This window comes from Halobacteriovorax sp. XZX-3, assembly GCF_043196495.1.
Lineage (GTDB): Bacteria > Bdellovibrionota > Bacteriovoracia > Bacteriovoracales > Bacteriovoracaceae > Halobacteriovorax_A.
On record NZ_JBEBMO010000001.1, the window covers coordinates 385,170 to 407,028 of the forward strand.

Below are 21,859 nucleotides of genomic sequence, written 5' to 3' on the forward strand. Positions count from 1 at the left end.
CCGTGAAATAGCTCAAGTGTTAAATTTTACCTATGAAATTCAAAACAAAATTAGGCGAATACCAAGCAGTAGAAACCGCTGATGGACATCTAACACTACACAGTGGCCTCTACGATGAGAATTGTCATTCAACTGCTGGTGCCTATGAAGAGACCCTTCATAACTACGTCTATGGCTGCAGCATCATTGACCGAGCAAACAACTCACCTATAATAATTTTAGAGATTGGCCTTGGGGTAGGCCTAGGAGTTCTTGCAACATTCAATGAAGCAAAAAACTGTCAAAATAAGATCAAATTTATCTCAACAGAAATTGACCCTGAACTAGCTCAATGGGTTTGTCGACAACATGGTTTTTCAAATGGCGAAATTTCAAATGATAAAATCAAGTTTAATATAGACGATAAATTTGAAGTTGAAATTCTAATTGGTGATGCCAGAGAAACTATAAAGAAACTTATTCTAGAAGAAATTAAAGTGGATTGTATTTTTCAAGATGCTTTTTCGCCTACAAAAAATCCCTCTTTATGGACAAAAGAATGGTTCAGGAATCTGCGTAGTTTATGTGGTAATAATTCCGTAATGACAACGTATAGCGCATCAGTCAAAATTAGAAAGGCCATGCTCGAAGCAGATTTTCACGTTACCAATATGAAAGGTTTTGGCAATAAACGAACGGCCACTCGTGCTTTTACTGACGGCCTATTCAAAGACGAGAAATTAGAGGGAGAGCTCAGTCGATCAAAGACTCCCCCTTTTTCAGATAAGGATTTAAATGAAATTTGATATGTTTAACTTAAAAGATAATGTGATTTGTAAGCTCTTCAACATTGAATACCCTATCATTCAAGGTGGGATGGTTTGGGTCTCTGGCTCAAAATTAGCGGCAGCAGTAAGCAATGCCGGAGGCTTAGGCCTTATTGGTGCAGGTTCAATGAAGCCGGATCTTTTAAGGGAGCATTTAAGAAAAGCTAATTCACTTTTAGATGATGGTAAGCATATTGGAGTCAATGTCCCTCTTCTCTATCGTCTTGCAGAGGAACAAATCCAAACTTGTCTTGATGAAGGCATTAAAATCTTTTTTACATCAGCAGGCTCACCTAAGAAATATACAAAGTTTTTAAAAGATCAGGGATGTACAGTTGTCCATGTCACTTCAAGTCCTGCCCTTGCAAAAAAGTGTGAAGATGCGGGCGTTGATGCAGTTGTCGCAGAAGGATTTGAGGCCGGTGGCCACAATGGACGAGACGAAATTACAACAATGTGTCTTATCCCACAAGTTTGTGACACAGTTAATATTCCTGTTATTGCGGCCGGTGGCATCTTTGATGAGCGCACAATTGCCGCAGGCTTTTGTCTTGGAGCAAGCGGTGTCCAACTTGGAACTCGCTTTCTTATGACCAAAGAAAGTAGCGCCCACCAAAATTATAAAGATCTTATTTTAAAAGCAGGCCCTGGAGACACTCGCCTTCAGATGAAACCATACGTTCCCGTAAGACTTTTAAAAAATAAATTTGCCATGGAGTCACTTAAACTAGAACTCGAATGTGCACCAGTTGAAAAGCTCGTTGAACATTTAGGAAAAGGCCGCGCCAAGCTTGGAATGCTTGATGGCGATATTGATGAAGGTGAATTAGAAGTTGGCCAGGCCTCGGGGGCCATTGACGATCTTCCAAGTGTGGACGAGGTTATGTTAAAACTATCATCGGTTTTTAATTAATTACCAACCTTTAAAATCTTGAAATTGGCCGGCCCTATAACGACGATCTAATTCTTTATAGAAGATTTTCATATATTGAAAATCTTCTACTTTTATACGAGCATCCATAAGCTCTGTGTAAGTTAATTGCGTAAAGCGCTTTGCCTTGGTTAGATCATTATCGAAGTATTCACGATACAACTCGAATTGATATGGAAATAAATCAACTCCTTTAAAACCAGAGCAATATTTAAAATATGCAGTAAATTTAAAACGATCATACTCAGGACTTTTAAACCTATTTCTAAGACTAGAAAAGAAATTATTATAATAATTTTTTCTTTGTGGAGTATTAAAGTAGAGCGATAACAATTTTCGTTTAAAATAATAATCATCAAACTTAAGATTATTATCAATACAAAACTCTAAATTATTATAGAGCTGAATCTCACGCTCAATCTGAGTATGGTACATATTCTCTAATTCAAATATTCTTTCAAAGGTCCTCAAATACAAAGAAGCTATCTTCCTCTCCTCTTCAGTATCATTCTTTAAATTTGCCATTACATAATCAAACACATCGTCTCTAATTCCATCACCATTTTTATCAACTCCTCTAAGCGTATCACTTAGATCCTGCTTTAATAGTACATGTATTGGTGGAGTTGATCTCATTTTCTCAATGATCCCATAGAGTAATAAACCTATCGCATTGGCCTGAGTAGCAAAAATGAAACAAACCAAAATTTTTAACATTAAACTATTAGTTATTTTTTTCATTTATGAAATCCGTTATTGTACCATTATCATGTTATGTCCACGATCTTTATCAGAATAAAATATTGCTGTGACAAAAGTTTTAGTCCACGATTCAGATGTAGGGTATTGCAAATTAAACATCCTATACCTAGGATATACTCTAACAACAATATCTTCGATACCATCATTATTGATATCACCATAGGAAGTAACGAATACTCTCCTGTCACATATAACATAGTCATCACTTAAAGAAGATTTTTCACATTCGTAAAAAATATAATCTAGTTCCTCACTCCCATGTTTTTTTGTATAGATTACTGCCTTATTTGAATCCTTAAGCTTGATACCAATCTCTGAATTATCTTTATTATAAAGTGTAATCTTCTTCTTATCTTTAAGAGTATACTCTTTTTCATACTCACCTGCATTTAACTGAGCTAGGTTATACAGAGTTTGAATTTCTGAAACTTTGAGAAGATATACACATGAATCTGTAGAAATATTATTTACGAGTGATTTATAGGAAATTAAATCTGTGGCCACAACATGATCCCCCTTTGGCTCAACAGATGCAATGAATAAATCAATAGGTTTTAAACGATCATCAAGGCATGCCAAATCAAATGGTTTTTTTAAATCATTTTCATTATCTAAAGGACGAAAACTATATTTCTTATTTCTTGTAGAGACTATATCCACCACCTCTTTATTGAGACTAAACCTAATTTTATCATTTCTTAGAATCTTTCTATTTTTTATAAAAGTAGATAATTTAGCATAAGCATCGCTAACACTTTTCTCATAGACACGGGATTGTTTCATTATCTTGCCAAGTGTTACATCTTGATTCCGGTTATATTTAAATTCTTTATTGAATCTTTTCTTATATTCATCTTCAAGATTCAAAAATTCTTTATAAATAAAGTTCGAAAATTCATAATATTTTTCGAAGCGAACAAAATCACCACAAGACTTTAGAAACTGAGAAATCAAAATAGGTAATTCTTCATCTTCAATTTTTCTTTGCTGAATTCTTTGAGAAGGAATCATGCCACTAGAAAGAGCGAAGAATGCATTATATAAACGATTCTCCCATGCGTACTCAATAGCTGTAACTCCACTTGCTAGTTTCGTTAATGAATTAATACCAAAATTATTATAATCCTTAATATTTGGATTCTTTAAAGCGGCTTTGATAATCTTATCATTAAGATCTGTGTTTTTAATTTTAGCAATAAATGGAGCAAGCTCATAAAGATATTCACCAATATCCTTGCGATTAGAAAACTCCAGGATATAAAGAAGAGGTATGACATCTTCTCCATTAGAGTTTTCAAATCTCTCTACAAATGAATATCCTGATTTATATAAATCACTAATGCTATTTTTATCTAAGTAAAAGCTAGTCTTATAAGTATTCGTAACAAGCATTAGAGACTCATTAACACTAAAACCAGCTTTAGCAAGTGCCTTAGCTTTATCAAACAACTTCTGATCTTCTTTGATCATGGTAAAGATATTATTGTATTTATTTTTTCTTTTGAATGGTTCTATATTCATCAAATCAGTCATGTATGACTTTCTTGCCATGTCGCTAAATTTATATTTCGATAAAATTGGAAAAAAGTAGTCATCATACATTGATGCCTTTAATAAGGTATCATTTCCAACAACGTTCGTTATTTCATCGACATTTCCATTATAAAAATAACTTAAGCGTAACGCCAAAAACTTTAAAAAGTCTGAATTGTAATGATTAAATAGTATTTTTAAATTTTCGAAATTATGACTACGAACCGCTTCTAAAACATATGCAAAAGAAGAAGAATAGTGATTTACATCCTGCTTATTTCTATAGCTTACGAAATTACTTTTGTAAGCTATAAGACGAGAATACAATGCAAAAAAATATTCATCTGAGGGTATTTTTATATTTGTAAAAGTGACTTCGCCAACTTTCAACTCAGGCTTGTCTATTATAAGTTTTTCAAATAATTTCTTATTTGTTTCCAACCTTTCTTTTAATAACTTTTGGCTTTCTTTGTTTCTGACAAGCTTCAAAACGTCCTTATCTTCACAAAGAAAAAATTCGTCGGCATATAAACCGTATGTCACCTTACATGTATATACTATTTCTTCTTTTTTTATATAAATAGATTTGTATGCAAAAACTGAGTAACTACACAATAAGAAGACAACAAAGTATTTCATAATATTTTTTTTCAATTAAAACTTCCCAATTATTAATTTATCTATTTATCGACAAATAAAACCTGTTCATTAAACATATATTACTGTTTAATAATCTATATTTGTGGCGCCGCTCTGATCCTGACTATTTTTAACAGTTACTTTGTGTCACCTGTTCAATCTTTTTTTTAGATAATAACCATCTAATATTGTTATGTTTTTTGGCATGGCCCTTGCTTTATATAAAGCAAGGAGGTGAAAAAAAGTCCTAACACTAGGCACACACAACACACGCACATTACACAGACATTTTGACGGAGGAAAACGCAATGAATGCAATCGCGATGAATGGATTATCGTTTGGTTTCTATCGTGAATTGGCCATGACACTAGTATGGTATATTGGCTCACTCTCGTTGATGTTATCGCTATTTGTTTTTGTTATCAGACCAAAATTTGGTCTAGCGCAAGCGCAGCAAGCTGAATTTAGAACACAGATGGAGATTGCAAAATTTATTCACACAAGAAAGTCCCAAGTAGCATTTGGGAATGAAAAAAACTGGAAGTATCTACGTAAGCAAGTCTTTCGTATCCAAGGCACAAAGTGTCTAAAGTGTGGAATCGAGCACGACAATATGCACATTGATCATATAAAACCTAAATCGATTCACCCACACTTAGAGTTTATGATTGATAACCTTCAGGTTCTTTGTCCAAGTTGTAACCGTGAAAAGTCGAATAAAGAAGAAGTCGACTATCGCAAGGGACATCATTTAATGGCATTAGTAAATACCATTAAGGAGAATAAGTTATTAAGAGAAAGGTATACTTATGACTTTGACAAGCTAACGGGCCTTACTAAAGAAAAAATGCAATTTGAATTAGCAGCATAATCAAATGAAAGAAGGGAGCACAGGCTCCCTTTTCAATTATAGATATTCGATTTTAGTTACTGAAAATAAAAAGACGTCCTCTTCAGTTTCGACCATTGTCTCTACTGAGGAAATTGAAGGCCTACGGCCCTTATAGTACACATCGATCATACCAGCGTTTGTAATCGCATAATCAAGTTTTGAATATTTAAAAAGTTGAGTTACAAGTCCACCAGACCCACTTAAGTAATAATTTGTATACGCAGATGATCTTGTATAGTCGTAGCCAAGATCATGAGAAACATTCTTAATAAGAAAGTTATCACCTTCTCCAACATTGCAATTGAAAACATTCAAACTATTGTTCCATTCAAGAACTTGTGTAACTTCACATTCAGCTGAAATAACAATTTCATTTGTCAGCATATTTGTAATTTCAAAGTCAAATTGAAATCTTGCCGTAGACTTGGCACTTGCATTCGAACTAATAAAAATAAATGATAAAAGTAGCGTCAAAATTATTCTATTCATAAAAACTCCCTAATGAAAATTTAAAGATAGGTTATAAATTTTGAAATGAATAGAATATATTCAGGATATGAAAGTTGGAAAAACTCTCCCCGATTTTGTCACTCGAGTAACAAATTTAGACACAATTAAATAAAATCAGTCATTTATATCATCACTACCAGGATTAAATAGATTGAAATTGAGCACTAAAGTAACAACATCTTCATCAGTATCTTCAGAAACTATCTTTTTAAAATCTTCAAAAAATCTCAAGTAAAGAGCAATGATTTGTTGTCTTGCAGATTGGCTTGCATTAAAAACCATAGAACCGTAAGCATCTTTTTCTGACTTATCCTTTATATTTGCGATGGCCTTTTCAAGCCAGAACTTACGAATATCATTCATTTGCTGACGGCTACCTCGATCACTAATTTTAATTTTTCCAGCACGATAGATTCCATCGACTTTTTCAATCAATTTATTATTTTCACAAATAACTAGAATATCATTAACTTCTTTTATACTAAGGCCTGTGGCCTTTGCTAGAAACGAATCCTGATGAAAGCTAAGTTTTTTATATGCAGGTAAATCCAAACAAATAAGAACAATTCCAATATTTGGGTTATCAAAATAGTGTTTAGTAATCTCAAGGCGCATCTTATTATAATTATCAAGGAGTGGAATTGACTTGTGTGAAGTTAATTCGAAGACAAGGGCCATCGATTCCATCTCATCAAGTCCAAATACGATTTGTAAGAAATCATTTAAACACAGTCCTGTCTCGCCACTTTTTAAACGTCTTAATTTTGATGTAGTAATGCCACATGAGCTAGAGATGTCATTTAAGGATTTATTACTAAAAATAAAATCAAGTAATTTAGATGGCTCTTGTAAGGTATCTTGATAGCGTAAATAGGACAAAAGAATATTTTTAAGATCAATCTTAAATATGTCACACAAAGATAAAAAGTCTTCCCATGAAGTCTTTGAATGACCTTTTTCCCAACGATGGACAATATTAGAGCTGGCGCCTAATTTCTGATTAACCCATTCTTGGCTTTTGTCACCACGAATTGATCTTATTAACTGTTGTGATAATTCATCAAAATCAAAATCTGTCGTAATACTCATAATCTCTTATCGACAAATTTCATTCATATTTAAGTGAAATATTGGATAAAAAAATGCTAGGGCCTAAGCTCTAGCATTTCCTTTATAACGTCTTATATGAAGGATAGATATCTTCGTAAGAGTTTACACCGTGATTACTATCGCGTTTAAAGATATCCTTACGCTTTAGATCCTTAACATTTTCATAGCCAGCAGCTGCGACAATTTCTCTAACGGCCTCAACTGTTGCGTGGTGAAAGTTTGCAACACGCTTACCTTTTTGATCCACATTAAGACCTTTAACGAGATCAGGGTTTTGCGTTGTGATACCAACTGGACACTTATTTGAATTACAAGTAAGAGCTTGAATGCAGCCAATTGCAAGCATCATTGAGCGCGCGCCATAACATGCATCAGCACCAAGTGCGATGGCCTTTACAATGTCAAAAGCTGTAAAAATCTTTCCAGCGGCAATGACTTTGATTTCATCCTTTAGGCCGTATTCAGTTAAAATATTAACGACAGCTGTTAGACCTTCAATTAAAGGTGTTCCAATTGAGTCAGAAAACTCTAAAGGGGCAGCACCTGTTCCTCCCTCGGCACCATCAACTGCTATATAATCAGGATAGTTTCCAAGCTCTTTAAAGGCCTCAACCATTTCGACAAACTCGTCTCTACGCCCAAAACATAATTTAATACCTACTGGCTTGCCTCCACTTAACTCCCTTAAGCGTTGAATGAAAGCAACCATCTCTGTCGCATCTCTAAACTCTTTGTGAGATGGAGGTGAGTCAACCTCAGTGCCCTGTTTAACTCCACGAATACGTGCAATTTCAGCAGTATTCTTTCTGGCCGGTAAAATCCCCCCATGCCCAGGCTTTGCACCTTGAGAAAGTTTTAACTCAATCATCTTCACCTGATCCAATGTGGCCTTCTCTTTAAAGCTCTTATCACAAAAGCCACCTTCTGGAGTTCGTGCCCCGAAGTAGCCTGTTCCAATTTGCCAAATAAGATCACCTCCACCCTTTAGATGATAGTCACTAATTCCACCTTCTCCTGTATTGTGAGCAAAGTTATTAAGCTTAGCACCAAGGTTTAATGCTTCAACTGCACGCGAACTTAGAGAACCAAAACTCATTGCAGAAATATTGAATATTGAAAGATTGTATTTCTGATCACAATGCTTGCTCCCAACCATGACTCTGAGATCTTTTTGAACTTCGTAAAATTCTTTAGGATACATTGAATGATTGATCCATTCATAACCTGTTTCATAAACGTCTTTTTGAGTTCCAAAAGGTTTTGTACTAAGTGCTAGCTTTGCTCTTTGATAGATAACGTTTCTAGTTGTTCGTGGGATGGGTGTTCCATCTTCATCTGATTCAATAAAGTATTGATAGATCTTAGGCCTTAAATCTTCCATAACATAACGAAAGCGTCCAACAACAGGATAGTTGCTCTTTAGTGTATGCTCACTTTGCACTAAATCGTAAAAACCCAGTAAATAGATTGGGACTAAGATTAAGTACTGATAGTAGAAGAACTCATTAAAAAAGACCCCAGCAAATATCGTTGCCACGTTTGTAATAAGAAAAAACAACCAAAATAATTTACGTGGACTAACCCCGCGACCAAGATAGGCCATAGATACCTCATTCGTAGTGAACAAATTATGTTTTAATTTGTCAGTTTTTTACTATTTATGACTTACTTATCGTCAACATTTACATTTGTTTTACAATGAAATTGCTCGTGAATTGTTAAGATTAGTTAAACACAAACACGAGAGACACCTATGTGCAAAAAGACTTATTCATTAAAAAATCTAAATAAAACAAATACACTCTTTCTTTTAATAACACCACTAATTGCTATTGCAGGAACAATTGCATGGCTTAAAATTGATGGTTTTGATTGGAGAATTTTAGCGTTATCGTTAATTTTCTATATCGCAACAGGACTAGGAATAACGGCCGGATATCACCGACTATTTGCTCACAGGTCCTACCAAGCGAGTTGGCCAGTAAGACTTTTACTACTGATATTTGGAGCTGCGGCAGTACAAAACTCTGCACTTAAATGGTGTAATGACCACAGAGTTCACCATGGAAAAGTAGATACCGAACTGGATCCATACAATATCAATGAAGGATTTTTCTACGCTCATATGGGCTGGATTCTACTCTTAGAAGATCAAAATGAGTACAAGTACTCTAAAGACCTTCTAAAGGATCCAATGGTTATGTTTCAACATAAATTCTATCTTGGCTTTGTTGCACTTTTTAGCTTTGCCCTGCCAGCACTCATTGGATACCTATGGGTAGGATCTTGGCTAGGTGGCCTATTTGTGGCCGGTGTTGCTAGAATTGTTTTTGTTCACCACTGTACATTCTTTATCAATTCACTATGTCACGTTGTTGGGACTCGCCCTTACGATAAAGGACAAACAGCACGTGATAGCTGGATTATGGCGCTTTTCACATATGGTGAAGGTTATCATAATTTCCACCACACATTTCAAACTGACTACAGAAATGGAATTAAATGGTATCACTTTGATCCAACAAAGTGGCTCATTCGATCTTTAAACTTCGTAGGGCTTACGTGGAATCTTAAGAGGACACGTCCTGAGTTAATTCAAGCCAAAATTCAGGCCTAAACGAAGCTTATATACCTGTTAAAGGCACACCAGAATAGAAATGGTGTGCCTTTTTTTTCCTCCACCATACCCCAGATAAAAACCTTGCTAAAATTGATATATGTTCGATTTAAAGCAAGAAGATATTGGTCATGACTTTATTCTCGATGAAGAGTTTTTTGAAAACTTTACTTCATCTCATACAAGAAAATCTTATCTAAATGATATTAACCAATTCTTATGCTGGATTAGTGATTACTATAAGCTTAATGACTACGATTCAATTGAGCGTATACATATCATCAAATTTAGAAATTACCTCTCTGAATTTGGAGGTCATAATCAAAACCCTTCAACACCAAAGACGATCAATCGAAAGCTTGCGAGTTTAAGTGCATTCTTTAAGTATCTCGTCGAGAAAAATCAACTTAAGGCCAATCCTGTCTCAAGTGTTAGAAGACCAAGAAGTGAAGTTAAATCCCCTACTAATGCCCTTAACAAGCAACAGGTTTTAGAGCTATTTTATCATATGGGACAAAATGAAAAGAGCAAGTATCTTCACTTAGCACTCTTTACAACGTTCTTTACAACGGGACTTAGAAAGAGTGAAATTTTAAATCTACGTTTTAAAGATTATCAAATACAAGGCGCTAATAAGATTCTTCAATATCGTGCAAAAGGTGGAAAGCTTGGTAAGAAAGTTTTGAATCCTATCGCGATAAAGGCCCTTGATGAATATATTGAATGGATGAATGAGAATGAACGAGACACAGCAGAAAATGACTGGCTTTTTCAACCAACTAGAAATCCAAGTGATCCAACAAATTTAAACAAACCTATAAACCCGAGAACAATTAATGAGCTTTTAGACAAGTATGCTCTTAAAGCAGGTATCGGATTTAAAATTACTCCCCATTCGGCCAGGGCCACTTTTATCGGAGAGCTCCTAGAAATTGGTGTCGATATCTACACAATTGCAATTGAAGTAGGTCACGCATCAGTGAAAACAACTGGTGAATACGATAAGAGAAGAAACAAAATTAAAGAATCTCCTACACTAAAATTAAACTGGGAATAAGTTAGTTTTTTTATTTCGCACCCCATTGTTCGTATATTTTAACAAGATATAGTAGTGTCAAAAATATTACGGCCACAATATATGGTATAAGCACATCGTGTCAAAGACTCCCCTTGCTAATAAAAATTAGATGACAGAATTTTTAAGACAGTATTTTTTTTCTAAAAATAAGACTTGAAAAAGTGCCGAAACCCCTTGTTTAATGGGTCTAGAAAGACACATCAACCTGATCAAGTATAAAAATTAGCGGCCCTTAAAAAAAAAGAAATATCTATTGAGTCTTGTGTATTGAAATAGAAAGTAGGCAGTCATACACTGAATAAGAACAACACAACACGATCTTATTAAATAACATTTAAGAGATTTTATATTTTTTTTACTAAATATAAGTTGCATGTATTTAGCACACACACGCTATTGCAAAAGTTAAGGAGGAACTTGTGACTTCACCAATTCTAGCACAGAATGACGATAGATTCGTCCTTTTCCCAATCGAGTACAATTCAATCTGGGAAATGTACAAAAGACACATGGCAGTTTTCTGGACTGCTGAAGAAATCGACTTGGCCCAAGATATTACTGACTGGGAAAAGTTAAATGACAATGAGAGACACTTCATTACTCACGTACTTGCATTTTTTGCAGCAAGTGATGGGATTGTTAATGAAAACCTAGCTGTACGTTTCTACAATGATGTACAAAACCCTGAAGCTAGATGTTTCTATGGTTTTCAAATTGCAATGGAAAACATTCACTCTGAAACTTACTCTCTACTAATTGATACATATGTAAAAGACGCTAAAGAAAAAGATCGTCTTTTCCACGCTGTTGATCACTTTGAGCCAGTTAAGAAAAAAGCTGACTGGGCAATGAAGTGGTTATACTCAAAAAATACATTTGCTGAAAGATTAGTTGCATTTGCTGCCATCGAAGGAATCTTCTTCTCTGGTTCATTTTGTGCAATCTTCTGGCTAAAGAAAAGAGGCCTAATGCCAGGTCTATGTACTTCTAACGAGTTTATTTCTCGTGACGAAGGTCTACACTGTGAATTTGCAGTTCTTCTACACTCACTACTTGATAAAGAAGAACAATGTAGCAAAGAAAAGATCAAAGAGATCCTTACTGAAGCAGTTGAAATTGAAAAAGAATTCATCACTGATGCAATTCCAGTTTCTCTAATTGGTATGAATGCAGACCTGATGAAGCAATATATTGAATTTGTAGCTGACTTCTGGATGCAACAATTTGGTCTAGAGACTCACTATGGTGCAGCGAACCCATTTGACTGGATGGAGCTAATTTCTCTTGAAGGTAAAACAAACTTCTTTGAGAAGAGAGTTTCTGAATACCAAAGACCAGGTATTCTTTCTGAAAAATCAGAAAACACATTCACACTAGACGCGGAGTTTTAAGAAATGTACGTACAGACAAGAAGTGGCGAGAGAGAGCCAATTAAATTCGATAAAATTACAGACAGAATCAATACACTTGCCTTTGGACTAGAAGGTAATGTTGACGCAACAATGATTACTCAAAAAGTAATCGAAGGTATCTACGACGGTATTACAACAACTGAACTAGATGGACTTGCGGCCGAAACAGCTGCATACCTTGCAACAAAGCACCCAGACTATAACGTACTTGCTGGACGTGTTGCAGTTTCTAACCTTCACAAAGAAACAAAAGGTTGTTTCTCTGAGAACGTTAAGGAAATGTACCACTATGTTAACAAGGCAACTGGTGAGCACGCTCCTCTTGTTTCAAAAGAACTATATGAAACAGTAATGGCGAATGCTGAATTACTAGATAAGACAATCGTAGATAAGCGTGACTTCAACTACGACTACTTTGGATTCAAAACTCTTGAGAAGTCTTACCTTCTTAGAATGGATGGTAAAATTGTTGAAAGACCAGGCCAAATGCTTCTTAGAGTTTCTGTTGGTATTCATATGAATGATATGGAAGCCGCAATTGAAACATATAATCTAATGAGTCAGAAGTTCTTCACTCATGCAACTCCTACTCTATTTAACTCGGGAACAACTAAGCCACAGCTTTCTTCTTGTTTCCTACTAACAATGAAAGATGATTCAATTGATGGAATCTATGACACTCTTAAGCAAACTGCACTGATTTCTCAGTCTGCTGGTGGTATCGGTCTATCAATCCACAATATCCGCGCAAAAGGTTCATTCATCAAGGGAACTAATGGTACGTCGAACGGAATCGTTCCAATGCTAAAAGTTTTCAATGATACTGCTCGCTACGTAGATCAAGGTGGTGGAAAGCGTAAAGGTTCATTTGCAATTTATCTTGAGCCATGGCACGCAGATATCTTCGAATTCCTAGAAATGAAGAAGAACACTGGTAAGGATGAGCAAAGAGCGCGTGACCTTTTCTACGCACTTTGGACGCCAGACTTATTCATGAAGCGTGTTGAAGAAGATGGACAGTGGTCACTATTTTGCCCACATGAGTGTCCAGGTCTAGCTGAATGTTATGGTGCAGAATTTGAAGCTCTTTACACTCGCTACGAGGCAGAAGGTAAAGCTAAGAAAACAATCCGTGCACAAGACCTTTGGTTTGCAGTACTTGAATCACAAACAGAGACTGGTTCTCCGTACATGCTTTACAAAGATGCAGCTAACGAAAAATCAAACCAAAAGAACCTAGGTACAATCAAGTCGTCAAACCTTTGTACTGAAATTCTTGAATATACAGCACCTGATGAAGTTGCTGTTTGTAACCTTGCTTCAGTTGCTCTTAACAAATTCGTTAAGACTGACAAAGATGGAAATGTAACATACGACCACAAACACCTTTATGAAGTTGTTTACCGTATGACGAAGAACCTTAACAGAATCATCGACATCAACTACTACCCAGTAATTGAAGCGAAGAATTCTAACATGAGACACCGTCCAATCGGTCTTGGTGTTCAAGGTCTTCAAGATACTTTCTTTATGATGAGACTACCATTTGAGTCTGAAGCTGCACTTCAGCTTAACAATGACATCTTTGAGACAATCTACTTTGCAGCTGTAACTGCTTCAAAAGATGATGCAATCATTGATGGGCCATACTCAACTTACGAAGGTTCTCCAATGTCACAAGGTCAATTCCAATTTGACATGTGGGGACATACTGCTCACTCAGGAAACTGGGACTGGGATGGACTAAAAGCAGAAGTTGCAAAGCACGGTGTAAGAAACTCTCTTCTAGTTGCTCCAATGCCAACGGCATCAACTTCACAAATCCTTGGTAACAACGAGTGTTTTGAGCCAATCACTTCAAATATCTACGTAAGACGTGTTCTTTCTGGAGAATTTGCAGTTGTTAATAAATTCTTAGTTCGCGACCTAATTGATCGTGGCCTATGGGATGATACTTTAAGAAATGAAATCATTGCTAACAATGGTTCAATTCAATCAATTGAAAGAATCCCAGAGGATTTAAAAGCTCTATACAAAACTGTTTGGGAAGTTAAGCAAAAAGCAGTTATTGATATGTCTGCTGGACGTGGGCCTTATATTGACCAAGGTCAGTCACTTAATATCCACCTTGAAAACCCTAACTTCGGGAAACTTTCTTCAATGCACTTTTACGCTTGGAAGAAAGGGCTTAAGACAGGTATGTACTACCTACGTTCACGTGCTGCAGTTAACGCTGTTCAGTTCACAGTAAAGAATGAAGGTAAGAAAACTCCTGAGCAACTTGAGCAAGAAGCGGCAGCAATGGTTTGTTCAATCGACAATCCAGAAGATTGCCAAATGTGTGGAAGCTAGAAGTTACATTAAAATTAAATTTGATCCAACTCCGGTTGAATCGAAGTGCTAGAAAGAGGGGCCAAGGGATTTGGCCCCTCACTACATTTAGAGCGATAATATGAAAATTGAAACAAATCAAAAACAAGATAACGCAAAATTTTGGCAAGAGGGATGGGATAAAGGCTTCACAGGCTTTCATCAGAGTGAATACAATCAGGCCATGATTGATTACTTCGGCGATCTTGATCTTGATGGAAAAACGGTACTCATCCCCCTATGTGGTAAATCACTAGATATGATCTATCTTGCAAATAAGGGGGCAAAAGTAATTGGCGTTGAAGTCGTTAAAGATCCTGTTGAACAGTTTTTTAACGAGAATGAAATTGAGTTTAAAAATAATGATCAAGTCTATTCTTCTAAAGATGGAAAGATCGAAATTCATAACAAGGATTTCTTCAAGATCGAAGACTTAGGTAAAATTGATTTTCTCTACGACCGAGCTTCAAATGTAGCACTTCCAAAGTGCATGAGAGAAGAGAAGTACTACCCTACAATCAAGAGACTAATCCAAGAAGAGACCAAAATTCTATTGATTACAATGGATCACGATGGATCTCGTGACTTTGGTCCTCCTTATGCAATAAATAAAGAAGAAACAAAAGAGCACTACCCATTGATTGAGCTGACTAATGAAGATAGTTCTAAGGCAATGGAGCGATTCCAAGAAGAAGGAATCAAGAAAGTAAGACGCTATATTTGGGCCAACTAAAAAAGCGGGCCCAAAGTATAAGCTAAATTAGTAATCGTAGCTTGCAAGAAGTTTTAGACAGTCAGTTTCTGGAGATTCAAACTCAGCTCCGTCTGACTCAATACACTCTTCTAGCCTTCCTTTAAGTTCAATCGACATCTCTTGACGTTCTTCTTCTGTCACAACACCATCAGCAATAATGTGTCCAGCTTCTTCAAACTCATCAGTTGTTAATGCATCATTAATTGATTCAGTCGTCGTAACAAATGGTGAAATAGTTAAAATAGTTGAAAGCTCTCTCTCAGAAACACCATCTGAATGAGCATTTAGACTTAAAAGTGTCATAACAATTAGTGCGATATTTTTCATAAACTCTCCTTTATAAACGTTTTCGTTTGTTGATATCTTTAATTAATTCTTTCGTTGTTTTTATATTCAAAGCGACTTCTTTAATTCGCTCAATTCTGTGCATAAAGTGAATACGATAGAATTGATCAATTCTATTTGTGACATCATTTGCCTTAGGCTTCTTTCCTTGTCTTAAGAGTAAATTGCTCTGTCGATACCAATCCTTATACTCGCTAGCAAGAGCTTCAAATTCATTGGCAATAGAAGCGTTCTCATTTTTTGAAGCAAGCTCGAGTAAATTCATATTTTCTGTCGAAAAGGCCATTGTTTCTAGAAACACAAATGCATGTAAAACTGAGGTATCATTAGAATCTTGACGAGAATGACGATGATGAAACATCTGCGCTTTAGCGGCCCTTAAACTAGGTTCAAGTAAGAGATAATCTTCAAAGCTTTTAACATCAAGTAATGCAAGACTCTCTAAAACCTTTTTCGATTTCTCTTTTAAAGTACGACTCTTATTAGTACTTACATATCCACTCTCTTGTAATTCTTCTAAAAGACCCTTTGGAGTAGAAATATTTGAGCGCAATTTAGTGTGGCCAAAAGCTGCTCTTATGAGCTTGTATGATTCTGTCGCACAATTTGCAGAAAAGAACTTGTAGCGTCCCATATCTTTGTTCTTATATAGATTAAGCGCATGAGAGATAAATCGTCTCTTATCACGTCCTGTTACATTCAAGTCGTATTGGTAGAGGTCTCTAAATTCTTCATAATTATATTTTTGTTTAACTTGGGCAAGTGACATGAAATCAATCTTTGCAGCATAACCACCAAAGATACCTTTGAAAAAACCAGGAGATAAATCATCAACATCGGCCGCAACACCAAGAACAAATTCGACCTGATCTCTTGTTGGACAATTCTCTATATCTAGCTTACATGCAGAAACATAGAACATACTGTGGCCAAAGCGGCTCATTGCACTCTTTCCATTAGAGGCCATAAGGTATGAAATCTTAGTTATACGATTCGTATAAAAACTAATTTCAACAAGGCCCATTTGATTAAAAATAAATGTTGAAAAATGATTATCACACTTACTTGATGTGGGCCTTATACCTGTAACATCGGCGATGAATTCATAAATAGCAAAACGCTCACATTTAAAATTTTCATCGAGATAAAAACTTTCTAAGACTGAAGAAAACTCTTTAGCTGGTGATTTGAAATCTGATTCTAGATTAAGAGACTTGTAAATAACTTGCCTCTTTCTTACGCCCCCATGATGAATCGTACGTATACTTCTTTTCCAATTTGTCAGTGAAAGGAATTGATCCCTATGGGCCTCACTTAACTTACGAAACTCTAGTTCTCCAGCAATAGCTGGCACTATCACTAGGCACATGATGAGTGTCGTAAATAATTTGGAAGTTAGACGTAATTTCATAATTACTATAATTACGCTAAATTAAGGCCATTCAGTTAAGAAATGAAAGAATGTTAGAGGCCGTCTACTCTCTAGACGGCCATTAAATATATGAAATTATAGAATTTTTAGTTCGCGTTAGCGCTTGCTTGAACAAAGCTATAGTAGAAAACCGCGTTTGGATCATTAGAGACTTTCTTTAGCTCAATTCTCATCTCATCAACTGTCTCTTGATCCACACGTCCTTCTTTTACAAGTTGAGGGGCCGCAGACAAGAGAAGCTCACACCAATAATCGATGAATTCCTTTCTCTTATCGGGACGTCGATTATCAAGGTGCCACGTCTTTGATTCCACCTTAATATTTCTAAAACCTTGTTGCATAAGAAGGTTTCCAAGCTTTGCACCAATAAACGGGTCACCGCCCATATCGTATTGATAGTCATTAAAGGCCTGCCAATACTTCCAAGTATTTGGAGAATATGGATCAAGAAGAAAACTAGAATTCATAACTTCAGTAATATAAATACGCCCGCCTGGTCTAAGAACTCTTCTTGCTTCTGAGAGAACCTTTGCTGGTTCAGGCACATGCTCAAGAATCCAACACAGAAATGCTCCATCAAACTTACGTGAATCAAAAGTTAAATTTGTTGCATCCATCTGATGCAGTTCAAAACGATCCTTAAAAGCACCATTAAGAGTGCTCCCGAGAAACTCTTTTGCAGAGGCAAGCTGATGTTCACTTCGGTCGACGCAAGTAATGTGCATATCAGGAAATCTTCTTAAAAGTATTTCCGTTTGAGCACCAACGCCACATCCAATCTCAATTAATTCCTTTACCCTCGAAAGATTTACATCCTTATAAACAGTTTGTTCTGCAAAACGGGCCTGAGCACGTAAGCGATCCTGTTCAGTTTGGTCAAAACCATGAAGATATGGAAACTCGCTAGGATTTACATTATTATTTTCATTATTATCAGACATAGATTACCTCAATAAAGTTTGGGTTATTATATCATGAATGGCCCAAGCGTGATAGATTTGCTAAGTTATGAGAAATCGTTTTCGGAGTAAATTATGCAGTTAATATTAGGAAGTTCATCACAGTTTCGCCAAGCACAATTAAAACAGCTAGGCCTAGAATTCACATGTATTTCACCAAATATTGATGAAGAGGCCATAAAAACACAAGGCCTTACTCCACTTGAGGTTTCTCGTGAATTATCTCTACAAAAAGCACAAGAGGTTCTCAAAACTAATCCTGAATCAATTATCATCGGTGGAGACCAAGTCCTAAACTTCAATGGAGAGATTTTTAATAAGCCAGAAACACCAGAAAATGCTTTTAATCACTTAAAGCGCCTACAGGGTAGTACGCATGAGCTCATTACAAGCATTGCTGTCATCTCAAAAGAAAAGCAAGTGATTGAGACTGTCGTCTCTAAAATGAAGATGAAACCATTAACAGATGAACAGATCAAGCGCTATATCGAAATTGATGAGCCACTATGGAGCTGTGGTGCTTATAAACTTGAAACACTTGGAATCGCGCTTTTTGATGAAGTCGAATGTCCAGATCACTCTTCAATAATCGGGCTACCACTTATATCACTCTCAAAAATCTTAGAAGATTTCGGTATCAAGGTTCTATAAATAACTGAAAAAACTAGTAAAACAAATATCTGACTAAATAACTCCCTCAACATTACCGATGAATAATTGGTATTGATAAATATGAGGGAGTTATCATGATGAGAAAGAGTGCAATAGTTGCTCTTATGGCAACCAGCTTATTCGTTTCGAGTTGTACGAAAGACTATGCAGACATAAATAGAAAAATATCATCAGTAAGTCTCTACGGCCCAGAGGTCGAAACCTATTATGATCATGAAGAATTAGAAAATTATCAAAATAGAATCGAAGAAATTCTAGTCTGGCGCCACAACGCTATTGATTTCATTATCGACATACAAGAACAGAAAGTCTTAAAGAGTAGTCAAATCACTACAATGCACGAAGAAGGAACTGAAACCTACAAACGATTTAGAGATTCGGTATGGCCAAAAATTGATGAAACCAAATGGATTGTTGATCGCTATAACGAAGTAATTATCACAACAGATCGTCCATCAGAAATTTTAAAGAAGAAAAAGAAAGTAAGAACGAATCATAATCAAAAAAGAGATGCCCACGAAAATTATCGTTGGCAGAAATACAAAGAGATTACAATTAACCCAACTGATGAATTAGGTAAGGCCCTTATCTATGACATGAAGATGTCTATCGCTACAGCTCTTGTTATGTACGATAATTACATGATTGTACTTTCACAAATACAAGAGATGAAAAAGATTCGCCACCTCATTAACTACGATAATGCTGAATTAAAAAATCAACTAGCAAAGATTACATTTAGCTACAACAAATATGACAATTACAATCGCGTTGAACGAGGCTTAGAACAATACCAAAACCTTCTAAAGTTCTATGCTGAAAATAATATTGCAACAGACCGTGCTAATTACTACCTAGATTCTCTCATTCAATCATCTATTAGTTTTGATAAATTAAATAAGGAATTTAAAAAAGGAATTCTTGGCAGAAAGATTTCGATGATCTGGCGCTATATTGGCGACTACTTTAAAGAGAGTAAAAATAATGCCACCCATGTTATTTCAAAAGGTTTTGGAAACACTGCAGGTCTTGTTCAAACAAGACGTGGAAAGCTTTATGATCCATCTCCAGAAAAAATTCAGGAGCTTGAGGCACAACTACAACCTCTTGATGTTTTACTAGAAAAGACACCATTTAGACTTACAGATAAATTCATTCCTGGTCACTGGGGACACGTTGCCATTTGGACTGGAAATAAGGCCCAGCTTCAAGAATTAGGAATATGGGATCATCCTGAGGTCGTCCCTTTCCACGATGAGATCGAAAATAAAGGAAAGCGAATTATTGAAGCACTTAGACCAGGTGTTCAGTACAATACTCTTCATCACTTTATGGACATTGATGACCTAGCAGCTGTTCGCTACCAAAGAGAGTTAACTCGTGAGCAAAAACAGGATTACTTAATCAATGCTTTCAAACAAGTTGGTAAGGTCTATGACTTTAACTTTGATGTTGAAACTGATGAGAGAATTGTTTGTTCAGAACTTGCTTACGTCACTTTTGATGATATGGAGTGGCCTGTGGCCAAGGCCGCTGGACGCTATACAATCTCACCTGATAACGTTGGTGAAAAAGTTGGAGATGATAAATCATTTACAACAGTTCTACTGATTCACGACGGAAAAGAAGTAGCAAAGGATCTCAATGGAAACTTTGCTCAACTTATGAAAGATAGTACTTTAATTAAATAGATTACAATCGATTTAAAACAGAGAATTTCCAAGCTGGGGAATTCTCTGTTTTTTCAAAGAATACCTCATCACTTACACTAAATTCACTTCGGTCAAACTCAGGAAAGAACACATCGGCCTCTCCTTCAAAATCAACTTCAGTTAAATAGATTCTATCAACCATTGGTAGGTAATATTCGTAAATGAATGAGCCACCAATAACCACGGCCTCTTCTACTCCTGCAGCTTTTAAATTATCTAAGACTTCTAGTGGATTAGAAAAAACTTCGCAACCTTCTATCGTTAAAGAAGGATCACGAGAGACGACAATATTGCGTCTTTTTGGCAGAGGCCTGCCGATTGAATCATAGGTTTTTCTTCCCATAATAATCGGCTTGCCACTTGTTATTTTTTTAAAATTTTTAAGGTCCTCGCTAATATGCCAAAGCAGATCATTGCCCTTGCCTATTTCACGATTCTTCCCTATTCCAACAATTAACGAAAGGATCAAACTGAAACCTCTCCTGCAATATGTGGATGGGCCTCATAGCCTTCAAGCTTGAAGTCTTCATAAGTAAATTCAAAGATTGATGTGATCTCTGGATTTACCCACATCTTTGGAAGTGAATGTGGCTCACGCGTTAGCTGAAGCTTTGCTTGATCCAGGTGATTTAAGTAAAGGTGAGCGTCACCCATTGTGTGAACAAAATCACCAAGCTTAAGACCTGTAACTTGCGCAAGCATCATTGTGAATAATGCGTATGAAGCGATATTAAATGGAACACCTAAGAAGATATCTGCAGATCTTTGATAAAGCTGACAAGATAATTTCATATCAGGTGAAACATAGAATTGAATAAATGAGTGACACGGTGGAAGTGCCATATTATCAACATCGGCCGGATTCCATGCAGTTAAAATATGACGACGAGAAAATGGATTTTCACGTAAACCTTTTACAAGATTTGCAACTTGGTCAACTTCGTCTCCATTTGGAGTTTTCCAGTGACGCCATTGGTATCCATAAACAGGTCCAAGATCACCGTTTTCATCTGCCCATTCATCCCAGATGCGAACTTTATTTTCTTTAAGATATGCAATATTTGTATCACCTTTTAGAAACCAAAGAAGTTCATGAATGATTGAACGAAGGTGACATTTCTTAGTAGTAACTAAAGGAAATCCTTCTTCTAAATTATAACGAGCTTGATAACCAAAAACTGAAATTGTTCCCGTACCTGTGCGATCTTCTTTCTTTTGACCGTTTTCAAGCACGTGTTTCATAAGATCTAAGTATTGTCTCATCCGTGTGTCTCCCAAGGTTGTGTGTGTTTTCTCTAAACTCAATTATAACGAAATAAGCACG

The 21,859-nt window shown here is 36.0% G+C and carries 20 protein-coding genes; 10 read left to right on the plus strand and 10 right to left on the minus strand.

Features of this window, described 5'->3' with window-relative positions; genetic code table 11:
• Positions 1 to 32: 32 nt before the first annotated feature.
• Both ABMA70_RS01760 and ABMA70_RS01765 read left to right on the plus strand, forming a co-directional pair.
• Positions 33 to 785 carry a tRNA (5-methylaminomethyl-2-thiouridine)(34)-methyltransferase MnmD gene (locus ABMA70_RS01760; protein ID WP_392991898.1) on the plus strand — a complete coding sequence of 251 codons (753 nt, stop codon included), beginning with the start codon at positions 33 to 35 and terminating at the stop codon, positions 783 to 785.
• Positions 775 to 1,719, plus strand: a complete 945-nt coding sequence (locus ABMA70_RS01765) for an NAD(P)H-dependent flavin oxidoreductase (protein ID WP_392991896.1) — start codon at positions 775 to 777, stop codon at positions 1,717 to 1,719. Before ABMA70_RS01760 ends, ABMA70_RS01765 begins: the two co-directional genes overlap by 11 nt.
• Here ABMA70_RS01765 and ABMA70_RS01770 read toward each other — a convergent pair whose 3' ends face one another.
• Entirely contained in the window at positions 1,720 to 2,454 is a 735-nt protein-coding gene (locus tag ABMA70_RS01770; protein ID WP_393022102.1) for a hypothetical protein, read from the minus strand.
• Between the two features lie 36 nt (positions 2,455 to 2,490).
• Positions 2,491 to 4,686 (minus strand): hypothetical protein, encoded by a 2,196-nt coding sequence (locus tag ABMA70_RS01775; RefSeq protein ID WP_392991892.1) that lies wholly within the window; start codon positions 4,684 to 4,686, stop codon positions 2,491 to 2,493.
• A 293-nt stretch (positions 4,687 to 4,979) separates the two neighbouring features.
• On the opposite strand from ABMA70_RS01775, the gene ABMA70_RS01780 reads away from it, so the two are divergent.
• Complete coding sequence (locus ABMA70_RS01780; protein ID WP_103217267.1) at positions 4,980 to 5,543, plus strand: HNH endonuclease; 564 nt, start codon at positions 4,980 to 4,982, stop codon at positions 5,541 to 5,543.
• A 36-nt stretch (positions 5,544 to 5,579) separates the two neighbouring features.
• On the opposite strand, the gene ABMA70_RS01785 is transcribed toward ABMA70_RS01780, so the two are convergent.
• The 3 genes from ABMA70_RS01785 to ABMA70_RS01795 form a co-directional block, all read right to left on the minus strand.
• Complete coding sequence (locus ABMA70_RS01785; protein WP_103217268.1) at positions 5,580 to 6,053, minus strand: hypothetical protein; 474 nt, start codon at positions 6,051 to 6,053, stop codon at positions 5,580 to 5,582.
• A 135-nt stretch (positions 6,054 to 6,188) separates the two neighbouring features.
• Positions 6,189 to 7,163 carry a DUF4423 domain-containing protein gene (locus ABMA70_RS01790; RefSeq protein ID WP_392991890.1) on the minus strand — a complete coding sequence of 325 codons (975 nt, stop codon included), beginning with the start codon at positions 7,161 to 7,163 and terminating at the stop codon, positions 6,189 to 6,191.
• Positions 7,164 to 7,245: 82 nt separating this feature from the next.
• A complete protein-coding gene (locus tag ABMA70_RS01795; protein ID WP_392991888.1) occupies positions 7,246 to 8,787 on the minus strand; it encodes an FMN-binding glutamate synthase family protein in 1,542 nt (513 codons plus the stop codon).
• Positions 8,788 to 8,937: 150 nt separating this feature from the next.
• On the opposite strand from ABMA70_RS01795, the gene ABMA70_RS01800 reads away from it, so the two are divergent.
• From ABMA70_RS01800 to ABMA70_RS01820, 5 genes are all read left to right on the plus strand, one after another.
• Positions 8,938 to 9,801: an acyl-CoA desaturase gene (locus tag ABMA70_RS01800; protein ID WP_392991886.1), complete on the plus strand. Its 864-nt coding sequence runs from the start codon at positions 8,938 to 8,940 to the stop codon at positions 9,799 to 9,801.
• A gap of 100 nt (positions 9,802 to 9,901) precedes the next feature.
• Positions 9,902 to 10,858, plus strand: a complete 957-nt coding sequence (locus ABMA70_RS01805) for a tyrosine-type recombinase/integrase (RefSeq protein WP_103217272.1) — start codon at positions 9,902 to 9,904, stop codon at positions 10,856 to 10,858.
• Between the two features lie 440 nt (positions 10,859 to 11,298).
• Positions 11,299 to 12,270 (plus strand): ribonucleotide-diphosphate reductase subunit beta, encoded by a 972-nt coding sequence (locus ABMA70_RS01810; protein WP_233189698.1) that lies wholly within the window; start codon positions 11,299 to 11,301, stop codon positions 12,268 to 12,270.
• A 3-nt stretch (positions 12,271 to 12,273) separates the two neighbouring features.
• Positions 12,274 to 14,643, plus strand: coding sequence for a ribonucleoside-diphosphate reductase subunit alpha (locus tag ABMA70_RS01815; RefSeq protein ID WP_392991884.1), 2,370 nt, complete (start codon positions 12,274 to 12,276; stop codon positions 14,641 to 14,643).
• 100 nt (positions 14,644 to 14,743) lie between these two features.
• Positions 14,744 to 15,394 carry a hypothetical protein gene (locus ABMA70_RS01820; RefSeq protein WP_392991882.1) on the plus strand — a complete coding sequence of 217 codons (651 nt, stop codon included), beginning with the start codon at positions 14,744 to 14,746 and terminating at the stop codon, positions 15,392 to 15,394.
• Positions 15,395 to 15,421: 27 nt separating this feature from the next.
• On the opposite strand, the gene ABMA70_RS01825 is transcribed toward ABMA70_RS01820, so the two are convergent.
• The 3 genes from ABMA70_RS01825 to ABMA70_RS01835 all read right to left on the minus strand — a co-directional run bounded on the left by ABMA70_RS01825 (position 15,422) and on the right by ABMA70_RS01835 (position 18,133).
• Positions 15,422 to 15,742 carry a hypothetical protein gene (locus ABMA70_RS01825; RefSeq protein ID WP_103217275.1) on the minus strand — a complete coding sequence of 107 codons (321 nt, stop codon included), beginning with the start codon at positions 15,740 to 15,742 and terminating at the stop codon, positions 15,422 to 15,424.
• A gap of 10 nt (positions 15,743 to 15,752) precedes the next feature.
• Complete coding sequence (locus ABMA70_RS01830; RefSeq protein WP_392991880.1) at positions 15,753 to 17,171, minus strand: DUF4105 domain-containing protein; 1,419 nt, start codon at positions 17,169 to 17,171, stop codon at positions 15,753 to 15,755.
• 107 nt (positions 17,172 to 17,278) lie between these two features.
• Positions 17,279 to 18,133 carry a class I SAM-dependent methyltransferase gene (locus tag ABMA70_RS01835; protein WP_103217277.1) on the minus strand — a complete coding sequence of 285 codons (855 nt, stop codon included), beginning with the start codon at positions 18,131 to 18,133 and terminating at the stop codon, positions 17,279 to 17,281.
• 93 nt (positions 18,134 to 18,226) lie between these two features.
• On the opposite strand from ABMA70_RS01835, the gene ABMA70_RS01840 reads away from it, so the two are divergent.
• Complete coding sequence (locus ABMA70_RS01840) at positions 18,227 to 18,802, plus strand: nucleoside triphosphate pyrophosphatase (protein ID WP_103217278.1); 576 nt, start codon at positions 18,227 to 18,229, stop codon at positions 18,800 to 18,802.
• A 95-nt stretch (positions 18,803 to 18,897) separates the two neighbouring features.
• Entirely contained in the window at positions 18,898 to 20,514 is a 1,617-nt protein-coding gene (locus ABMA70_RS01845) for a YiiX/YebB-like N1pC/P60 family cysteine hydrolase (RefSeq protein WP_103217279.1), read from the plus strand.
• 1 nt (position 20,515) lies between these two features.
• Here the strand turns inward: ABMA70_RS01845 and ABMA70_RS01850 are convergent, their stop codons facing one another.
• Complete coding sequence (locus tag ABMA70_RS01850) at positions 20,516 to 21,004, minus strand: dihydrofolate reductase (protein WP_392991877.1); 489 nt, start codon at positions 21,002 to 21,004, stop codon at positions 20,516 to 20,518.
• Positions 21,001 to 21,798, minus strand: a complete 798-nt coding sequence (locus ABMA70_RS01855) for a thymidylate synthase (RefSeq protein WP_392991875.1) — start codon at positions 21,796 to 21,798, stop codon at positions 21,001 to 21,003. The genes ABMA70_RS01850 and ABMA70_RS01855 overlap by 4 nt, the downstream gene beginning before the upstream one ends.
• Between the last annotated feature and the right edge of the window lie 61 nt (positions 21,799 to 21,859).